This window comes from Acinetobacter sp. Res13-Abat-PEC15-P4-01 (genome assembly GCF_015676285.1).
Classification (GTDB): Bacteria; Pseudomonadota; Gammaproteobacteria; order Pseudomonadales; family Moraxellaceae; genus Acinetobacter; species Acinetobacter nematophilus.
In genome coordinates, this window is the sequence record NZ_JADAIN010000021.1 from 47,449 (window position 1) to 65,954 (window position 18,506).

Below are 18,506 nucleotides of genomic sequence, written 5' to 3' on the forward strand. Positions count from 1 at the left end.
GGTGCGGGAATGGTTCAAGCTTGGAAGTATGTTTTTGTATTAACAGGATTATTAACTTGTGGGAGCCATTCCGTTTGGGCAGCAGAAAATGCTGCCGCACTTGATTTTGATGGTGATGTTGAGGAAAGCATTGCAGAAGTTCCGATTGAATCAATTGAACAATTTGTTCAGATTTACGGCATTGTCAAAGACAATTATGTTCAAGAAAAACCAGATGATGTACTGTTCTTACAAGCCATTAAGGGTCTGGTCGGTGGCTTAGACCGTTATTCGCGCTATTTAAGCCCTGAAGAATATAAACAATTGATGCAATATACGGAAAGTGATCTTGCAACAGCTGACTTTGAATTGGGTTTTGATAGTCATATTCATCAGTGGAAAATTCAGAATTTACGAGAAAACGCTGATTCATTTAAATTAGGTTTAAAAAATGGATTCACCATTTTTAAAATTGAAAATCAAGAACTGAAAAATTTAAATGCTGAACAAGTCGAAGACTTGCTGCATGGTTCGATTGGATCTACCTTTCAGTTACAGCTGAATGAGAAAAGCCCTGCAATCACTGTGGTCAGAAATCGTAAGCTTGATGTTGCTGATATTGAACCTGTAATGTTGCATAATCAGGTCTTGGTACTTAAAGTTAAAGTTTTTCAACAAGATACTGCAAATGAAATCAAGCGATTAATTGAAGAATATAGCACTCAAAAAATTAAAGCAGTTTTATTTGACCTGCGGAATAATCCAGGCGGCTTGCTTTCCGCAGCTGTTGAAACAGCAGATCTGTTTTTAAGCCAAGGTGTTATTGTTTCCACCAAAAGTCGTTCCGAAGGAAACCAACAGTTTCAAGCCCTACCAGGTGATGAGTTTTCTAATATTAAATTGGGCATTTTGATCAATGGCCGTTCTGCTTCAGCTGCTGAAGTATTTACTGCTGCCATGAAAGAGCATCAACGTGCATGGGTGGCTGGTGAAAAAAGCTATGGCAAAGGCGTGGTACAGAAGCTATTTCCATTGCCAAATGGTGCAGCTTTACAGATGACTGTTTCGCATTATTATACCCCGAATGGCAATATGATTGATGGACAGGGGATTCGTCCGAACTGGGAATATCCTTGGGCATTGGATCAAAAAGAAGAAACTTATTTAAACAATGTTGCAGACCAATTACTAAAACATCGCTGATCGGATGTGAATGGCATAAAAAAGCTGCGCATTTAAATGCGCAGCTTTTTTATGCTGTTTTCTCTGTAAAGCGACAATGCTGATCTAGAGAATTATCGACTCGACAGCCGTAAAAATGCCAAGCCATAGTGTTTTAGGTGCAAAGTTTCCCCTTTGCTTTGACTATTCATCATCTGTATCTAAGCCAAATTTTTTCAAACGGTAACGTAGAGAACGGAAGGTCATACCCAGTTTTTTCGCAGCTAAGGTACGATTCCAATGCGTTTGATTTAATGCCGATAATAGAACTTCTTTTTCAACATTTTCCAGATATTGTTCCAAACCTTCTTTTGGAATGTTGGATGCTCTGTTCGGAAGTTCAATCGCCGTATGATTGGTTGGGGAAGACTCAAGGGATTCGATTTTGTTGATGCTACTCCGTTGCGGTGCAGGCTGAAGTTGCTGAATATCGATAGAATCCTCATCACACATCGTGATGGCTTTTTCAATAATATTGCGCAGTTCACGAACATTACCCGAATAATGTTGCTGCAAAAGAAATGCTTTGGCGGCCTCAGTAAATGATTTACTCGGAATTCGCCATTCAGTACAAATTTGTTGAATAAAATGATTGGCTAGAATCAAGATATCATGTTCACGATCACGTAATGGTGGGAGCGAAATATCCATGACATGGATTCTAAAAAACAAGTCATGGCGGAATTTGCCTTGTTCAACCAGTGCTTCGATATTTTGATGAGTTGCACTGATGATACGAAAATCAACCTCAATTTCTGTATCGCTGCCCAAAGGGCGAATTTTCTTTTCTTGAACGGCACGCAAAAGTTTAGCCTGCATGGCTAAAGACAGTTCGGCAACTTCATCCAAGAACAGGGTGCCACCATTGGCAGCTTGAACCAGTCCTTGTTTATCTTGAGTTGCACCAGAAAAACAGCCTTTCTTATGTCCAAAGAGCTCACTTTCCATCAATTCTTCAGAGATTGCGCCACAGTTGATTGCAATAAATGGACTATCACTGCGGTTACTGAGTAAATGAATAAGATTTGCGACCACTTCTTTTCCAGTGCCAGACTCGCCAGTAATAAATACAGGCGCTTGTGAACGGGCAATTTTTTTGATCGATTCTCTTAATTTACGAATGATTTGTGAATCGCCAATGAGCATGGATTCTTCAATGGGTGCTTTGGTGACTGCTTCATTCAACTGTGGAACATGCAGGGCTTTTTGTAAAAGTTGTTGTAAATGCAATTGATTGATAGGTTTACTGACAAAATCAAAAGCCCCAGCTTTAAGCGATGCAATTGCGATTTCCATATTGCCATATGCTGTGAGTACAGCGATAGGCGTTTTCGGATAATGTTGAGATACATGTTTGACCAAATCTAAACCACTCCCGTCAGGCAGGTTTAAATCCGTAATACAGGCATCATATTTATATTCACTAAAAAAATATTTGGCTTGCTGTAAATGATGCGCCATATGTGTTTTGATGCCCATTCGCGATAAGCTCATTTGCATCAGCATACATAAATCTTGTTCATCATCTACAAGTAACACCAATGGTTGTCGTGTAGTCATATCCCCAAAAACCTAATCTAATCCATGCGTGGGCATTCGATACGAAAGCATGCCCCTTGTTGTTTTTGCTCAACGTAAATTAATTTCGCTTGATTTGCTTCGCATATAGTTTGCGATAGGTACAATCCTAAACCAGTTCCATTGATTTCGGTACTAAAAAATGGCTGAAATAATTGTGAAAGGTCTTGTTTTGTGACACCTTTCCCATAATCAATCACATCTATACAAATATGCATGTCATTTTTAAATGCCTTGACCAAAACGTATTCCGCATTTTGATCATTATGGCGTAATGCATTACGCAATAGATTGACAAGGACTTGCCTAAGTTGAGAATCATCAAAATAAATCAAAAGATCAGCTTCAATTTCAGTTTTGATTTTAGCTTGAGCATCACTTAAATCATGTCGCAATAAATCATCTAAAAATACTGGCAAGTCGATTTGACTGGTATGGGTTTTTTTGTTTTTTGCCATATCTAAGGTATCTTTGATAATACTGTTAATACGGACAGTCTGCTTGGTAATCATTTGATGGAGTAAGGCTTGCTGCTGTTCATCACTCATCAGAAAAAGATCGTTTGCCTGTGCAATCGCAGCGAGTGGGTTGCGAATTTCATGGGCAATACTTGCTGATAATTGCCCCAATGCTGCAAGCTTAAGCTGCTGTACTTTTTGATTAATTTTTTGTGCATCTTCAAGTACAAGAAGTGTGAGTGCCTGATGTGGAACGATCAGCTTTTGTACCCGAATATCAACGGTAAAAGAGGATTGCTGTGATTCAAACTGAAAACGTTCACCATCTCGTAACATGGCATCTTTTAAAATTTCATACAGATCAGGTTGGAAATTGGACAGGTGGTATTGCTCATGTGCATACAGTGGCGATATCCCTAAAAGCGAACATGCAGCAGGATTGCTGACAATAATTTTGCACTTTTCATCGAGTACCAAATAACCGACTTCGATTTGTTCTAAAATGTAGCGGTTGATATTTTGTAACTTAAAAAGCTCTAAAGACTGGTAAGTATTTAAGGACTCAAGAACCTGAAATCGGTTGATTGCAATTTGTCCGATTCCGTACACCATAAAAAACAGGAAAGCCAATAAGGCACTGTTACTGATATTATTTAAATTAGAAAAATCAAAATAGCTGCCTAGAAATTGCTGATAGATAATGGCAATGACAGACACTAAAGTAATGAATAATGCTTTGTTTTTGCTCAGTAAAAAATTTGCAGTAAAAACAGCGATCACAAATAAAATACTGATGGCTAAGTTTGGACCATTCAGCGCAAATACCAAAATGCTGAGGAATGGAATATCAACAATAAAAAAGCCAATAAACTGCTGAGCAACGCCATGAGGATAAAATTTCAGCAGCATCATTTGCAGTGCTGCAATGATGGTAAAGGTCGCGATCGAATAAAAATATAGGCTTGGATATTCGTAGTGAACAGGTTGATTTTCTAAGGTAATCAGAAAAATAATGATTAAACAAAAGGCAATAATCAATCGATAACCTGAGTAGAGTGTGCCTAGACGGTAAATTGTTTGATAAATAGGAACAGATACCGTAGACGACATACTAACACTCAAAGGCAGATCATTGTTTGATAAGATTTATGGTTTAATCAGACCATAACGTATGGCAAGATGGGTGAGTTTGACATCACTATCAAGTCCCAGTTTTTCAAAGATACGGTAGCGATAGGTATTGACCGTTTTTACACTCACAAAAAGTTTGTCTGAAATTTCTTGGGCGCTGACACAATTCACCACCATCATCGCAACCTGCATTTCTCGTTCTGAAAGTGCGTCGAAAGGTGAAGTTTGGGTATCTGATAAATATGAGCTGGCAAGTTGCTCTGCAATATCCGCACTAAAGTATTTGCCACCTTGCATGACTTTTTTGATTGCGCGAACCATTTCTGTAATGGGCGCACCTTTGGTGATATATCCCCGGGCACCTGCCTTGAGTAACAGAGACGGATAGGGTTCCTCAGCTAAACCACTGACTGCTAAAACTTTGGTATCAGGTGCGGTCTGTAATAAACGACGTGTCGTTTCTACACCACCGATACCGGGCATATTGACATCTAAAAGAACGACATTAGGGTGTTGCTGCCTTACAATGGTAATGGCTTCTTCACCAGATTCTGCTTGTCCGATGACTTGAATATCAGTCTGATCTTCTAACATTCTGCAGATGCCTGTTCTTACTAATTCATGGTCATCTACCACTAAAACAGTAATCACTTACACCTCCTTAAATTTTCCAATATCAACATTTTTGTTACATAAAGCAAAAAAGACTTGCAATGACATAACAAAATTGGCAATCCTATTCCTAATATCTATTCAATATTTGCGCACAATACATTGTGATTGAAATATTCGTTTTAATATAGTCACGTTTGAGTGTAAATGTAAGTCATATTTGAGGTAATTAGCAAGTTTGTGAATACCTCCCTGAGGTGAGTAAGTTATCGTGAAAAAACCAAAAAAAACGTTAATGCATGTGCTGAGTCTGTCAGTACTACTCAGTTTGAGTTCAACAAGTTTTGCTGAAATCATCATGAATTCAGGGGGAAGCGGACAAGCGAGTGTAAGTTGGTCATCTTCCGACGCAAGCCAGTTATTAAATGGCGACTCTGTAGATGATGATGGTGAAGACATTTCACCTAAAGGCTCAACCACTTTAACCACAACAATTCGTCCATCAAATGCTGCACCAACGACGCTGACCAATAGGTCCGTGCAGATTTATGATACCAATAGTTATAACAGTCAACCTTCAGTCAATGCTCGTGCTGCGCTGGTAATGGATGCAACAACGGGTGAAGTGCTTTACAGTAAAAATACCAATACTTCGATGCCAATTGCTTCCATTACCAAGTTGATGACTGCAGTAATTACGGCAGATGCACGTTTGAATATGTCCGAAGAGATTACACTTCAACAGATTGATTTTGCAGGGGCAGGTGGTAAGAACTCAAGTTCAACTTTAAAAGTTGGCGATAGCATGAATCGTGCTGAAATGTTACTTGTAGCATTGATGAAGTCTGAAAATCCGGCAGCGGCAGCCTTGGCACGTACCTATCCAGGTGGGCGTCAAGCATTTATTGCGGCGATGAATGCGAAAGCACGTCAACTGGGCATGACCTCTACACGTTATGTCGAGTCTACAGGTTTAGATCCACACAATGTCTCCTCTGCACGTGATTTAGGCATTTTGGTAAGTGCGGCAGCTCAGTATGGTCTGATTCGCCAATTCTCTACCACAGCACATTATGACTTTAATTTGGGCTATCGCATCCTTAAATCAAATAATACCAATGCACTGGTTCGTAATGGTGGATGGAATATCAATATTTCCAAAACAGGATATATCAATGAGGCAGGGCGTTGCGTAGTGATGCATACTACTGTGAATAGTCGTCCGGCTGTTGTTGTCTTATTGGGGGCAAGCTCATCGCAGGCGCGTACCAATGATGCAACCAACTTGTTGAATTGGGTAAGTAATTTGCCTAAACGTATTTAAGTATTTGGATTTTAAAAAGCTCTTCAATATGAAGAGCTTTTTTTGTATTTCAACAAAGCGTATATATTGGATTTGATGAGTGAAGTGATATGTTTCTATTTTAAAAATGAGTCAATGGTAAACAGGCAGACAAATGGAGATGACAAACGGTCGCCAATAACTGTTGAGTTGAGGCAATAAAAAACCAGTTGCGAGCAACTGGTCTTTTATCATAAGAAAGATTTCTTACATATTAGAAAGAATCGAATCACGGACTTGATTGAGGGTTGCATCAATCGATAACATCACGGCATCTTCACATTGTTTGATGGCTGTATCTGGATCTTTTAAGCCATTACCTGTCACAGTACATACAATTACAGAACCTTCAGCGATTTTACCTGCTTTAATATCACGGATTGCACCGCCGATCGATGCAGCCGACGCTGGCTCAACAAATACACCTTCATACATAGACAGCAAACGTTGTGCTTCTAAGATTTCAGCATCAGTTAACTCATCAAACCAACCCTTTGAATCACGCACAACGGCTTTTGCATGATTAAAGCTTTGTGGATTACCAATACGGATTGCTGTTGCAACAGTCTCTGGATTTTCAACTGGTCCACCACGCAGGAATGGTGCAGCCCCTGAAGCTTGATAGCCCACCATTACAGGACGACCTTCAGGATTTGGACCTGTAAACTGATCAGTTTCAGGGTCATAAACCACTTGTTCAAACTCTTCAACGGTTTGGTTTGCAACTGCTTCAGTGTAGCCCATCCAGTGTGCAGTGATATTTCCTGCATTACCTACCGGCAGGCAGTGGTAATCAGGTGCACGACCTAATGCTTCTACAATCTCATAAGCAATGGTTTTCTGACCTTGCAAACGGTAAGGATTGATCGAGTTTACAATGGTCACAGGTGCTTTATCTGCGACTTCTTTTACCAGACGCATACCGTCATCAAAATTACCACGGATTTGCATGGTAATCGCACCGTACATCATTGCTTGAGCCATTTTACCCATGGCAATTTTGCCTTCTGGGATCAAGACAAATGCTTTGATTCCTGCACGTGCGGCATAAGCAGCAGCGGCTGCAGAGGTATTCCCTGTAGATGCACAGATAATCGCTTTAGAACCTTCTTCAACTGCTTTGGTCACAGCCATGGTCATACCACGGTCTTTAAATGAACCCGTTGGGTTTAAACCTTCGTATTTCACATAAATTTCAACATTTTTGCCAATAAGACGTGGAATGTTGTCTAATTTAATCAGGGGCGTATTGCCTTCATTTAAAGAAATAGCACGTGTAGTTTTAGATACGGGGAGGCGGTCACGATAGCGATCAACAAGTCCTGTATAGCGATTGGCATTAGACATGATGGTGTTCCAGTTGTATGTAGAGCAAATAAAGGTATTCTTTTCGCCTCTAGCCTCTGATCAGAGAAGCTGAATTCGCCATTTGATCGGTTTGAAATGACGAATATATCTGCATCTTTGTTATCGATGCAGATGAGGGGCGGATTAAATCCGATTAGTTATCGAGCAATTCTAAACGAATTCGTACGATTTCGCCATGAATAGCAGGTAAGGCTTGAATCTGAGCAATTGCTTCATTCATTTTTGATTCTACGATTGGATCAGTCAAAATCACAATCGGGATCAAATCTTTTAAGCGCGGCTGCTGCATGATTGCATCAATACTGATTCCTGCACGGCTCAAGATGGTAGTGACATCTGCAAGTACACCAGTTTGGTCTTCAGCATTTAAACGCAAATAGTAGCCTGTGGTCATTTCATCGCTGGATAAAATAGGCAAGTCTGAAAGTGCTTCAAAAGCCAATTGTGGAATTGTCCCTGAACCATCTTCTGTATAGATGATGTCACGGACAATATCCACAACATCTGCAACAACAGCAGAGGCAGTTGGACCAGCACCAGCACCTGCACCATAATAAAGTGTTGGACCTACGGCATTGGCTTGTACCAGTACTGCATTTTTTACACCATTGACATTGGCAATAAGTTCTTCTTCAGGGATCAGCGTTGGATGAACACGCAATTCAATGCCTTTTGCTGAACGACGTGCTATCCCCAGATGCTTGATTTTATAACCAAGTTCTTCTGCATATTTAACATCTTGTGCGGTTACTTTGGTAATTCCTTCAGTATAGACCTTGTCAAACTGTAAAGGGATACCAAATGCGCATGATGCAAGAATCGTAAGCTTATGTGCTGCATCAATGCCTTCCACATCAAATGTTGGATCAGCTTCTGCATAGCCGAGTTCTTGTGCTTCTTTAAGGACATCGGCAAAGGCGCGGCCTTTTTCACTCATTTCAGTGAGGATGAAGTTGCCTGTACCATTGATGATTCCTGCTAGCCATTCAATTTTATTGGCAGCCAAGCCTTCACGAATGACTTTGATAATCGGGATACCCCCCGCAACTGCTGCTTCATAGGCGATCTGTACATGATGATCATCAGCAGCTTTAAAAAGTTCGTTGCCATGTTCAGCCAGTAAGGCTTTATTCGCCGTAACCACTTGTTTGCCATGTTTGATGGCTTCCATAATCACTTCATAAGCAGGATGAATCCCGCCCATAACTTCAACCACAACGTCTACATCAGGTTGGCGCACGATCTCTAGCAGATCTGCACTTTGCTTCACACTTGCAGGTAAATTTAGATCTGGACGTGGACGACGGGTGCCTACGTGGGTAATTTCAATTTCTCGACCGGTGCGACGTCTAATTTCAGCAGCGTTTTCTTGTAGTAGTTTAAGGGCTCCACCGCCTACGGTTCCTAGACCGAGTATTGCCAGACGAACTGGTTTCACGTCACACTCCAATTATGCATATAAATTGTATTAAGCTTAGATCATAGCTAAAAAATGCGCCAGACTCTAGAGTCTGGCGCATCTTTATATTGAGCTATAAATAATAGTAAATTTACTGATAAAAATTATTTATTTAAACGGCTTTCAATTTCATCAGCTGTCATATAACCGCCCAGATATTCACCCTCTGCATTGTAGATTGCAGGGGTACCGTTTACGCCCATTCTTAAGCCTAAAGCGTAGAGATCACGAACTGGATTTTTACATGTTGCAGGTGGAAGTGCTGTACCTGCAATAGCTTGATTGAAGGCACTATGGCGATCCGCACTACACCAAATACTTTCCATGGTTGGAATAAACTGTTCACCACGAGGCCAAGGGATATAGCGAATTTCAATGCCTTTTGCCGTGATTTCACCAATATGTTCATGAAGTTTATGGCAATACGGGCAACTCGCATCGGTAAACACATAAATCACATGTTTAACTTTACCTTGTGCCGGATAAACCAGGAGGTCCTTAACATTTAAATCTGCAAAGTGTTTTTTATTTTCAGCCGCTTGAAGTTTGTCACCAATACTACTGAGTTTTTCACCCCCTAAACGAATGACATCGCCTTGGATCAGGAATTTACCGTCAGCAGTTGCATAAACAGAGCTCATTCCTTCCATGCTGATCCAATACAGATTTGGCATTTCAGTCGGTTTGGCATCCAAGATTTTGGCATTTACACCGGCTTTCTTGAAATTGGCTTGGAGTGTTTGGATGAGGCGTTGTTTAGCGTCACGTTCAGTTAAATTTGATGCCTCACCAGTTGCGGGTGCTGTTGCAGTCAAAGTGTCATCTTTTTTTGAGTCTGGCGTTTTTGAACAAGCACTCACTGCCATCGTGCTTGCAATCAGACAAGCCAACATCAATTTTGAACGATTCAATTGCATAAATAACTCTTTTATGTTTCTTCAGCATTATTGTGTGGGGAATTAGCATAGCAAAAAAATGAAAGCCATACTTTAAAACTTGATTAAGGGATGTAAATTATCAGTATGGCTTTAATTTGAAAATCTCAAGCACGTGGGTGATATTTTTCATGCAATTGCTGCATACGCACCTGAGCCACATGGGTATAGATTTGGGTGGTGGAGAGATCACTGTGCCCTAAGAGCATCTGCACCACACGTAAATCAGCACCGTGATTGAGGAGGTGTGTTGCAAAGGCGTGCCGTAACGTATGTGGGGATAATTCTGCTTGAATACCCGCTTGCAAAGCATAACGTTTAATTGCATACCAAAAGTTCTGTCGACTCATGATACCGCCGTGTTGGGTTAAAAATAAGTAATCGGTTGCTGACTTATAGAGCTGAGGTCGAGAAGCATTTAAGTATTGTTCAACCCATTCACAAGCGACCTCTCCTAAAGGAACCAAACGTTCTTTGTTGCCTTTACCTGTAATTCGGAGATAACCCTGTTTTAAATTGATCAAATCGAGTCTTAGATTTAAAAGCTCAGATACACGTAGTCCGCAGGCATAGAGTACTTCAAACATGGCTCGGTCACGTAAGCCCAATGCTGTACTCACATCAGGTGCTTGAATCAATAATTCTACATCCTGCTCAGATAAATCTTTCGGTAGTGCTCGTCCAAGTTTTGGGGTTTTATGAATGGCGACCGGATTATCAAGACGAATCTTTTGCTCACGTAAAAATTTAAAAAATGAACGGAGTGCTGAAAGTGAGCGCGCAATCGAGCGCGGACTTTTACCCTGTTTGGTCAGCTCGATCAGCACATCGGAAATATCGTCATGTGTCCAATCGGGTAAATAAGCATTTACACATTCACTACATTGAATTAAGTCGGATAAATAGGCATTTCTTGTATGCGGACTGACCGTTTGAGCAATTAAATAATCACGAAAACCTTGTAAAAAGCTTAAATTTTCAGGAATGACAACAGCAGTTGGAATACGTGGTTTCTTATTTAACATGGTCTTAGCAAAGTTTAGAGCGTCTTTATGAGAAGAATGTAGACTAAAAAAATAAAGAAGTCGAATATCTAAGGTGAATGAGAATTGTAATGAACCTTACTTGGTAATTATTCTCATTTGTATGTATAATAAACTATATATCGTATTCATTTTAGGGTTAATTGCAGTGCGTTTGTCAGACTTGAAAGTAAAGCAAACTGCCATTATCTCAAAGGTCAGTCGCACCTCAGAAGATAATGTCAATCAGCCAGATTTAGTGGCAAGCCGTTTGGAAACACTAGGTTTTGTGCCTGGCACACGTGTACAAGTGATCACAAAAGGAATTTTTGGCGGTGATCCTATTTTAATTCAAATTGGTTTTACTCGATTTGCTTTACGTAAAGTGGAAGCGCAGAAAATTGAAATTCAACAGGCATTAGAAGGAGCTTCCGCATGAGCGAAACTTTACGTATTGCTTTAGTGGGAAATCCTAACTGCGGTAAAACTTCTCTTTTCAATCACCTCACTGGAACACGCCAGAAAGTTGCCAACTATGCAGGGGTGACCGTCGAGCGTAAAGTCGGCGCGTTCAATTTACCTTCCGGTCGCACGGTTCGTGTTCTGGATTTGCCTGGAACGTATAGCTTAGATGCTACCAGTCCCGATGAAGCCATTACCCGTGATGTTGTCTTGGGGAAAATTGCAGATGAGCAGGATCAACAAGCGTTTTTATGTGTGGTAGATGCCACCAATTTAAAACTACATTTGGGTCTGGTTCTTGAAGTCATTGAGCAAGGCAAGCCGATCCTACTTGTACTCAACATGATGGATGAGGCGCGTCGCCGTGGTATGCAAATCAATACCCAGAAACTATCACAACGTTTAGGTATTCCTGTCGTTGAAACAGTTGCTGTGCGAAATACAGGGATTGAAAACCTGATGGCGGCTTTGGAAGATGAAAAATTCCGTACCCCAAGTACAGAACTCAGTGATGTAAAGCTTTCAGGTTCTAATCATGAAAAAATCGATCAAATCTTAAAGGATGTGGTGGTTTTTGTAGATCATGAAGATAAGCGAACAGACTTTCTTGATAAAATTTTCCTGCATCCTGTTTTAGGGCTTCTCAGCCTTGCACTCATGATGTTTGTCGTGTTCCAAGCCGTGTTTGCTTGGGCTGCACCATTCATGGATGGAATTGAAGAATTCTTTGCCTGGTTTGGTGAATGGGTGGGGCAATTTATTTCACAGCCATTGCTGAATAGTTTGGTGGTTGACGGTGTGATTGCGGGCGCAGGCAGTGTGGTGGTGTTTTTGCCACAGATTCTGATTTTATTCTTCTTTATTTTGGTCTTGGAAGAGTCTGGTTATCTACCTCGTGCTGCGTTCCTGTTGGATAAACTGATGTTTAAAGCGGGATTAAGTGGTCGAGCCTTTATTCCGTTACTCTCAAGTTTTGCATGTGCTGTACCCGGTATTATGGCGACACGGAGTATCAGTGATCCGCGCGATCGTTTGGTGACCATATTGGTTGCACCTCTGATGACATGTTCTGCACGGTTACCTGTATATGCCTTGTTGATTGCAGCATTTATTCCGGAAAAAATGGTTTGGGGATTCCTGAACCTTCAAGGCTTGGTGCTGTTTGGTCTGTATATGGCAGGTATTGTCAGCGCACTGATTGTTGCAACTGTGCTGAAATTTTTCCAGAAAGACAAATCCCAACATGCGTTATTGATGGAATTACCAAGTTATCGCATTCCGGATATTAAAAGTGTTTGGATTGGGTTGTTAGACCGTGCCAAGATTTTCTTAAAGCGTGTGGGTGGAATTATCTTCGCTTTATCAATCTTGCTATGGTTTTTATGTACTTTCCCTCAGCCACCTGAAGGCGCAACTTTACCCGCAATTGACTATTCTTTTGCAGGGATGTTGGGACATGTCATGCAACCGATCTTTGCGCCATTAGGTTTTAACTGGCAGATTTGTATTGCCTTAATTCCAGCAATGGCTGCACGTGAAGTTGTGGTTGCGGCATTGGGTACGGTATATGCGTTGTCAGCAGCAAATGATGATGCAGTTGCTCAAGGTTTGTCCCATTTGATCAGCCAAGGTGATTTAAGTTGGACGGTAGCCACAGGTTTATCATTACTGGTGTGGTTTATCTATGCACCCCATTGTTTGGCAACCTTGGCAACGGTAAGACGTGAAACAGGTTCGTGGAAAACTGTGGCAGGCATGACTGTTTATTTATTTGGTCTGGCCTATCTGATGGCATTCCTGACTTATCAAATTGCATCACGCTATTTTGGTCTATAAGGTGAATGAAAAACCTTAAACCTTTGAGTTAAAGGAGTTCGAGATGATTGAATCATTGATTGTTGCGGTATTGGTAATCTGGAGTGCACTCTTTGTGTTTAAGAAGGTATTCCCTAAGTCGGCCTATTCGGTATTTTCTAAATTGGCTCAATTCTTTCGAGCAAGAGGTTGGTCGCGTTTAGCCCAATGGACTCAGCCAGCAATGGTGAGTGGTTGTGGCGGTGGTTGCGGTTGCAGCACCAATGAACCCGATACGGCTAAAAAAACAGAAGTTCAAGCAGTAAAATGGAAATAACTTGATCTGCACTTTCTCTTGAACTACTGCAAACTACACGCGGCATTGTGTTGAAAAGCCATTCTCAATTGAAAATGGCTTTTTTATTGCTGTTATCTTGTTCTGCCTAGGGTTGACCTATTCCATCAAGTCATTGCTCAAAACTGTATAAGATAATGATAGAATTAAACTTGTGTCATCACGGCACTCTCGAATACTGAATGTTGAAATAACTGATCTGGACAATAGTTCATCACTACGGCTAGCTATGGGTTTCTTCCTCAGTATCATCTTCAAAAGTTTGAGCAATTTTTTCAATATTCAAACTTTTTGCCATGGCATCAAAAATTTCCTTATAAGTACCATCTTGATGGTAAAGCTCATGATGTTCGCCATGCTCTACAATTTGTCCATCCTTCATGACATAGGTGTAGTCAGCATCAATAATTTGCGAAAGACTATGTGAAATCATGATCACTGTTCGACCTTGTTTGATTTCGTCCAGACTCTGTTTAATCTGTTCAGCCGCGATAGCATCTAAACTTGCTGTAGGTTCATCTAAGAAGATAATCGGTGGGTTTTTAAGAAACATACGCGCCAGTGCAATGCGTTGCTGCTGACCACCCGACAACAATAGGGCATCAGCTTCATAAGCATGCGGCAGTTTTAAAATCTGTTCATGAATTGATGCTTTTTTTGCAGCTTCAATGACATCTTCATTGCTGGCTTGAGGCTTACCATAACGAATATTTTCTAAAATAGAACCCTGGAAAATATGATTCTTTTGCAGTACCAAACCAATATGTTCACGTAGGTAGTGGGTATCAATTTCTTCTAAATCAATTCCATCCAGTTTGATACAGCCTGCATTGGGAAGATAAAATTTATCTAACAAACTGATCAATGTCGATTTTCCTGCACCGGATAAGCCCACCAATGCGGTGATTTTATTGGGCTGGATAGTCATATTGATATGATGCAAAGCCTGATGACCATTGGGATAGGTAAAATCGACACGTTCAAGCTCAAATTTGCCATGAATTTTAGGTCGTAGTGTGCCACTGGCTTCGATTTCATTGTCTGCTTCTAAAATATTAAAGAAGCTTTCGGAGTAAATCATTGCCGAGTTAATTTCATCATAAATACGATGTAATGAACGAATAGGTGCAGAGACATTATTAAATAGCAATACATGGTACATGATCATGCCGATACTCATTTGACCATCTAAGACAAAATAAGCTGTTAAAATAATAATAAAAACCACACCCACTTGTTCAATAAAAGTTTTCAAACCATCAAAAAGATAGCTGGTTTGGCGGGTTTGCATTTGATTTTCGGTCAGTGACTTTTGTAGATTCAGTTGTTTTGTTGACTCAACACTTTCTTTATTAAAGGATTTAATCACTGTAATTGAATTGATAATACTGAGAATGCCTTGATTCTTTTTTTCAAAATTATCGCGCAATGCACGCCGTTTACCCGACAGTTTCTGAGACTGTTTAAAGGTCAACCAAAAGTAAATAGGAACAATAATGGTGGCAACTAAACCCACCCAAAAATTAGCATAATACATTAAAGCCAAGGCAATGATTGCACTGCTAAATAGAGGTAAAATATCAATAAAAAAGATTTGTACAAGACGTGTCAGTGAGCTTACGCCACGATCAATACGTGTTTGCAATTTCCCGGCTTGATTATTCTGCTGATCGAAAAAAGCCAGTCGATAGGTAATGAATTTCTCAATAATTCCTTGCGAAAGGTCTTGAGAAATTAAAATCCTCAGTTTTTCACCAAATGACTTTTGCCCGAATTGTACAATGGCATTGATGATCTCCTTACCCAATAAAACAAGGCTAATGGTGATAATGATATGCCATCCGTCCGCCAGCCCCTGACCTGCTTGAATCAGCTGATTGATACTGTCTACGGCATATTTAAGAGTAAGTGCATTGACCTGTGCTGTCAGTGAGCCGACCAGTGTTAACAGTAAGGTCACGATGACGAGCCAGCGATAGGGACGTACAAAGGGGCGTAGTTTTAGAAATAATTGCCATAAATTCATAAGTTTTTGCTTTTTAGGTTTGCTTTTAGTCTAGAACTGAATAAATTTTGTCACAAGTCCTTCATGTGTTTTGAATTGTGAAGCACTAAAGTAAACTTTAAGTGGACATGAGTAATATTGATTATCGATGAATCTGGAACTGTTTGAACTTGAAGCGAAAGATAATTTACTGCCTTGCGATGGGGAAGTGAAGGATTTTGGCTTGATCTTAGACCATGCGCAGAGTCAAAAATATTTAGCTTATTTCTTGAAGCATCTGGCTTGGCAGCATGACGAAGTGTATTTGCATGGGCAATATTATCAAACTGAGCGTCAAGTGGTGTGGTATGGCGATGATCATTATCAATATCACTATTCAGGTATGGCGAAACAGGCTCATGTTTGGAATCCTGCTTTATTCCGACTCAAACAACATATCGAACAGCTGACTGGATATACGTATAATTCATGCCTTGCCAATTTATATGAAAATGGTACACAAGGCGTAGGCTGGCACAGTGATGATGAACCTTCTTTGGAATCGCCAGAGAGAAATGTTGTGATTGCCTCGCTGAGCTTAGGGGCAACGAGAAAGTTCAGTTTCAAACACAAATGGAAAGCTGAGAAGGTCGATTTACGCTTACAAAGTGGACAGTTGATTGTGATGCAGGGTAGAACACAACGTTATTGGAAACATATGTTGGCCAAATCTACACGTGTGATTGAGCCACGTGTAAATTTGACTTTCCGCTATTTCTATCCAACCCAATTGTAGTAGCGGTATTTTCTGGCTGATTGCTTTATTTTTTCTCAACAGACTGCGATCAAAGTGGATAAAGTTTGTCATCAAATTGTTCTAGTTTTGGAAACTCCAATGCTGCTAACTGTTCCAGATTTTGTAAATGTTGTTGATATGCGTCCAATAACTGTTGGCGAGCTTCATCGGTGATATAGGGGACATGATAGGCAATAAATGGAGGTAACACTTCAAATCCCACATAAGCCAGTGTGCCACGTTGAATAGGAAGCAGCAAATCTTCAATAGAGCCATGAATTGCGCCTTGTCCGAACATATGGTCACGACCGCCGAGAGTAAAACTGAGCATGGCTTTCTTACCTAACATGCCACCATGATTATAAAAACGTTTACCACCGTAAAAAATACCCGAAACAAAGACTCGATCAATCCATCCCTTTAAAATAGCGGGTACAGAGGTCCAATACATGGGGAAACTGAAAATTAATAAATCTGCTTTTTGAACTTTTTCAATTTCAACTTGAATATCTTGTGCGAGAGCATGGGTTTTCGATGCATGACGTTGCTCCAAGGCATAATTCAAATATTCTTGATTGCTTCGGCTATTAAAGTCTGCTTGAGAGGCAACAGGATTAAAGTTCATTGCATATAAATCAGAGACTTCTACATGATGTCCCAAGTTGTGCAGGACATCAACAGCCTGATTTTTGAGTGCTGTAGTAAATGAAAGTGGTTCAGGGTGGGCGTGAACGATAAGAATATTCATGACAGTCCTTGAAAAATGATGATTTTATTGTTGGATACTTTGATTATTTCTAAATAAATAGGGTTCGCCAATTACCTGAATTATTTTTTTTAGGTCATCTAGGTAAATCAAAACATTTCGTACATAAGATCGATGAGACAATACTCAGCATAAAAAAAGCCTATGTTTAAGGGCATAGGCTTTCTTACTCTGAGGAGGAATTGTTTTCTAAAAAACAATACCAAAATATCATGGATTACTGAAGAACATAATCATATTATGAGAATGTAAAAACATTATCAAGAGAGAAAAACATTACAAAATGTTAAATTATCAATTTATCCCTTCTTGTGGATGAAAGGCAGAAAGTTGATCATTGGCAGACAGTGCTTGGTAACGTTTTTCGATTTGTGCTGCTGAATCTTGTAAGGTTTCAATCAGTTTTTGAGTATTGACGTATTCAAAACGATTTTTAGAAGCAAGTACAGTCAGCGCTAAAGGTGCTTCTTTGCTTGAGAATTTAACGGGAATAGACAGACCTGAAACATTTGGATCAAGCTCGCCTTGTGAAAAATAGAAGCCTTGTTTTTTGATTTTTTTCATCTTATTGATAAAGGTTTCAGCATTTTCAGCAAAGTTGACCTCTGCCAGTTGAGCTGCAAAACGATTGTAGTAATCATAAATTTTTTGCTTGGGTAAATGGGCAATGATGACTTTAGGGGATGAACCCATAAATACTGGGCGAGGACATCCACGTCCATAGGATAATAACGTTTCATCACGGTAGACCTCATGATGAACATCGATACAGTAGTCATCGTTCAGATGCGTCAATAGGCAACACAATTCAGTACGCTCTGAGATTTCCTGCATAAACGGCTTACTGATACGTACCAATGGATCTGTGGTTCTAGAAATATAATCCATGACTGCAATTTTAGGACCCAGCGTATAGTCACCTGAAGTCCCATTTAAACGTTGCAAAATATCAGCCGACACTAATTCTTTCAAATAACGATAGCTGGTCGGTTTCGACAGACCAAGCTCTTCACAAATCACATCGACATTAATTACTGGGCGAGACACCGAAAATAAATCTAAGACGGTGAGAATTTTGCCAAAACTTGAAAGTGCCATTGATGACCTACTCAATAAGTGAGAATCAAAAAATAAAAAATTAATGTTACTTTATAACAAATTGTTCAAGAAAAAACAGCCGAATTTGCAATGTAATTGCAAATGATTCTAGATTTTTTACTTTAATGCTAATTTTGAGAAAAAGT

16 protein-coding genes are annotated in these 18,506 nt (G+C 40.1%); 6 read left to right on the plus strand and 10 right to left on the minus strand.

Annotated features, from left to right (window positions below; all coding sequences use genetic code 11):
* Positions 1-9: 9 nt before the first annotated feature.
* Positions 10-1,182 carry a S41 family peptidase gene (locus IMO47_RS09910; protein ID WP_196077011.1) on the plus strand — a complete coding sequence of 391 codons (1,173 nt, stop codon included), beginning with the start codon at positions 10-12 and terminating at the stop codon, positions 1,180-1,182.
* Between the two features lie 162 nt (positions 1,183-1,344).
* Here IMO47_RS09910 and IMO47_RS09915 read toward each other — a convergent pair whose 3' ends face one another.
* The 3 genes from IMO47_RS09915 to IMO47_RS09925 are packed head-to-tail and all read right to left on the minus strand — an operon-like array spanning position 1,345 to position 5,018.
* Positions 1,345-2,760, minus strand: a complete 1,416-nt coding sequence (locus IMO47_RS09915) for a sigma-54 dependent transcriptional regulator (protein ID WP_196077012.1) — start codon at positions 2,758-2,760, stop codon at positions 1,345-1,347.
* A 17-nt stretch (positions 2,761-2,777) separates the two neighbouring features.
* Positions 2,778-4,346, minus strand: a complete 1,569-nt coding sequence (locus IMO47_RS09920; protein WP_196077013.1) for an ATP-binding protein — start codon at positions 4,344-4,346, stop codon at positions 2,778-2,780.
* Positions 4,347-4,382: 36 nt separating this feature from the next.
* On the minus strand, positions 4,383-5,018 hold the full coding sequence (locus IMO47_RS09925) for a response regulator (RefSeq protein ID WP_004718392.1): 636 nt from the start codon (positions 5,016-5,018) through the stop codon (positions 4,383-4,385).
* 232 nt (positions 5,019-5,250) lie between these two features.
* Between IMO47_RS09925 and pbpG the strand changes: the two genes are divergently transcribed.
* Complete coding sequence (pbpG, locus tag IMO47_RS09930; protein WP_196077014.1) at positions 5,251-6,303, plus strand: D-alanyl-D-alanine endopeptidase PBP7/8; 1,053 nt, start codon at positions 5,251-5,253, stop codon at positions 6,301-6,303.
* Positions 6,304-6,528: 225 nt separating this feature from the next.
* On the opposite strand, the gene thrC is transcribed toward pbpG, so the two are convergent.
* The 4 genes from thrC to xerD form a co-directional block, all read right to left on the minus strand.
* Positions 6,529-7,668 carry a threonine synthase gene (gene thrC / locus IMO47_RS09935; RefSeq protein ID WP_196077015.1) on the minus strand — a complete coding sequence of 380 codons (1,140 nt, stop codon included), beginning with the start codon at positions 7,666-7,668 and terminating at the stop codon, positions 6,529-6,531.
* Positions 7,669-7,822: 154 nt separating this feature from the next.
* Positions 7,823-9,127 carry a homoserine dehydrogenase gene (locus tag IMO47_RS09940; RefSeq protein WP_196077016.1) on the minus strand — a complete coding sequence of 435 codons (1,305 nt, stop codon included), beginning with the start codon at positions 9,125-9,127 and terminating at the stop codon, positions 7,823-7,825.
* Between the two features lie 125 nt (positions 9,128-9,252).
* Positions 9,253-10,065, minus strand: a complete 813-nt coding sequence (locus tag IMO47_RS09945; RefSeq protein ID WP_196077017.1) for a DsbC family protein — start codon at positions 10,063-10,065, stop codon at positions 9,253-9,255.
* Between the two features lie 125 nt (positions 10,066-10,190).
* Positions 10,191-11,108, minus strand: a complete 918-nt coding sequence (xerD, locus tag IMO47_RS09950; protein ID WP_196077018.1) for a site-specific tyrosine recombinase XerD — start codon at positions 11,106-11,108, stop codon at positions 10,191-10,193.
* Positions 11,109-11,274: 166 nt separating this feature from the next.
* Between xerD and IMO47_RS09955 the strand changes: the two genes are divergently transcribed.
* The 3 genes from IMO47_RS09955 to IMO47_RS09965 are packed head-to-tail and all read left to right on the plus strand — an operon-like array spanning position 11,275 to position 13,698.
* On the plus strand, positions 11,275-11,544 hold the full coding sequence (locus IMO47_RS09955; RefSeq protein WP_196077035.1) for a FeoA family protein: 270 nt from the start codon (positions 11,275-11,277) through the stop codon (positions 11,542-11,544).
* Positions 11,541-13,403 (plus strand): ferrous iron transport protein B, encoded by a 1,863-nt coding sequence (feoB, locus tag IMO47_RS09960; protein ID WP_196077019.1) that lies wholly within the window; start codon positions 11,541-11,543, stop codon positions 13,401-13,403. Before IMO47_RS09955 ends, feoB begins: the two co-directional genes overlap by 4 nt.
* A 43-nt stretch (positions 13,404-13,446) precedes the next feature.
* Positions 13,447-13,698: a DUF6587 family protein gene (locus IMO47_RS09965; protein ID WP_196077020.1), complete on the plus strand. Its 252-nt coding sequence runs from the start codon at positions 13,447-13,449 to the stop codon at positions 13,696-13,698.
* 241 nt (positions 13,699-13,939) lie between these two features.
* Here the strand turns inward: IMO47_RS09965 and IMO47_RS09970 are convergent, their stop codons facing one another.
* Complete coding sequence (locus IMO47_RS09970) at positions 13,940-15,742, minus strand: ABC transporter ATP-binding protein (protein WP_196077021.1); 1,803 nt, start codon at positions 15,740-15,742, stop codon at positions 13,940-13,942.
* 127 nt (positions 15,743-15,869) lie between these two features.
* Between IMO47_RS09970 and IMO47_RS09975 the strand changes: the two genes are divergently transcribed.
* Positions 15,870-16,496: an alpha-ketoglutarate-dependent dioxygenase AlkB gene (locus tag IMO47_RS09975; RefSeq protein ID WP_196077022.1), complete on the plus strand. Its 627-nt coding sequence runs from the start codon at positions 15,870-15,872 to the stop codon at positions 16,494-16,496.
* A gap of 49 nt (positions 16,497-16,545) precedes the next feature.
* Here IMO47_RS09975 and IMO47_RS09980 read toward each other — a convergent pair whose 3' ends face one another.
* Together IMO47_RS09980 and IMO47_RS09985 are read right to left on the minus strand one after the other, a co-directional pair.
* Positions 16,546-17,244 (minus strand): NAD(P)H-dependent oxidoreductase, encoded by a 699-nt coding sequence (locus IMO47_RS09980; RefSeq protein WP_196077023.1) that lies wholly within the window; start codon positions 17,242-17,244, stop codon positions 16,546-16,548.
* 312 nt (positions 17,245-17,556) lie between these two features.
* A complete protein-coding gene (locus IMO47_RS09985; protein WP_196077024.1) occupies positions 17,557-18,360 on the minus strand; it encodes an IclR family transcriptional regulator C-terminal domain-containing protein in 804 nt (267 codons plus the stop codon).
* Positions 18,361-18,506 lie beyond the last annotated feature (146 nt).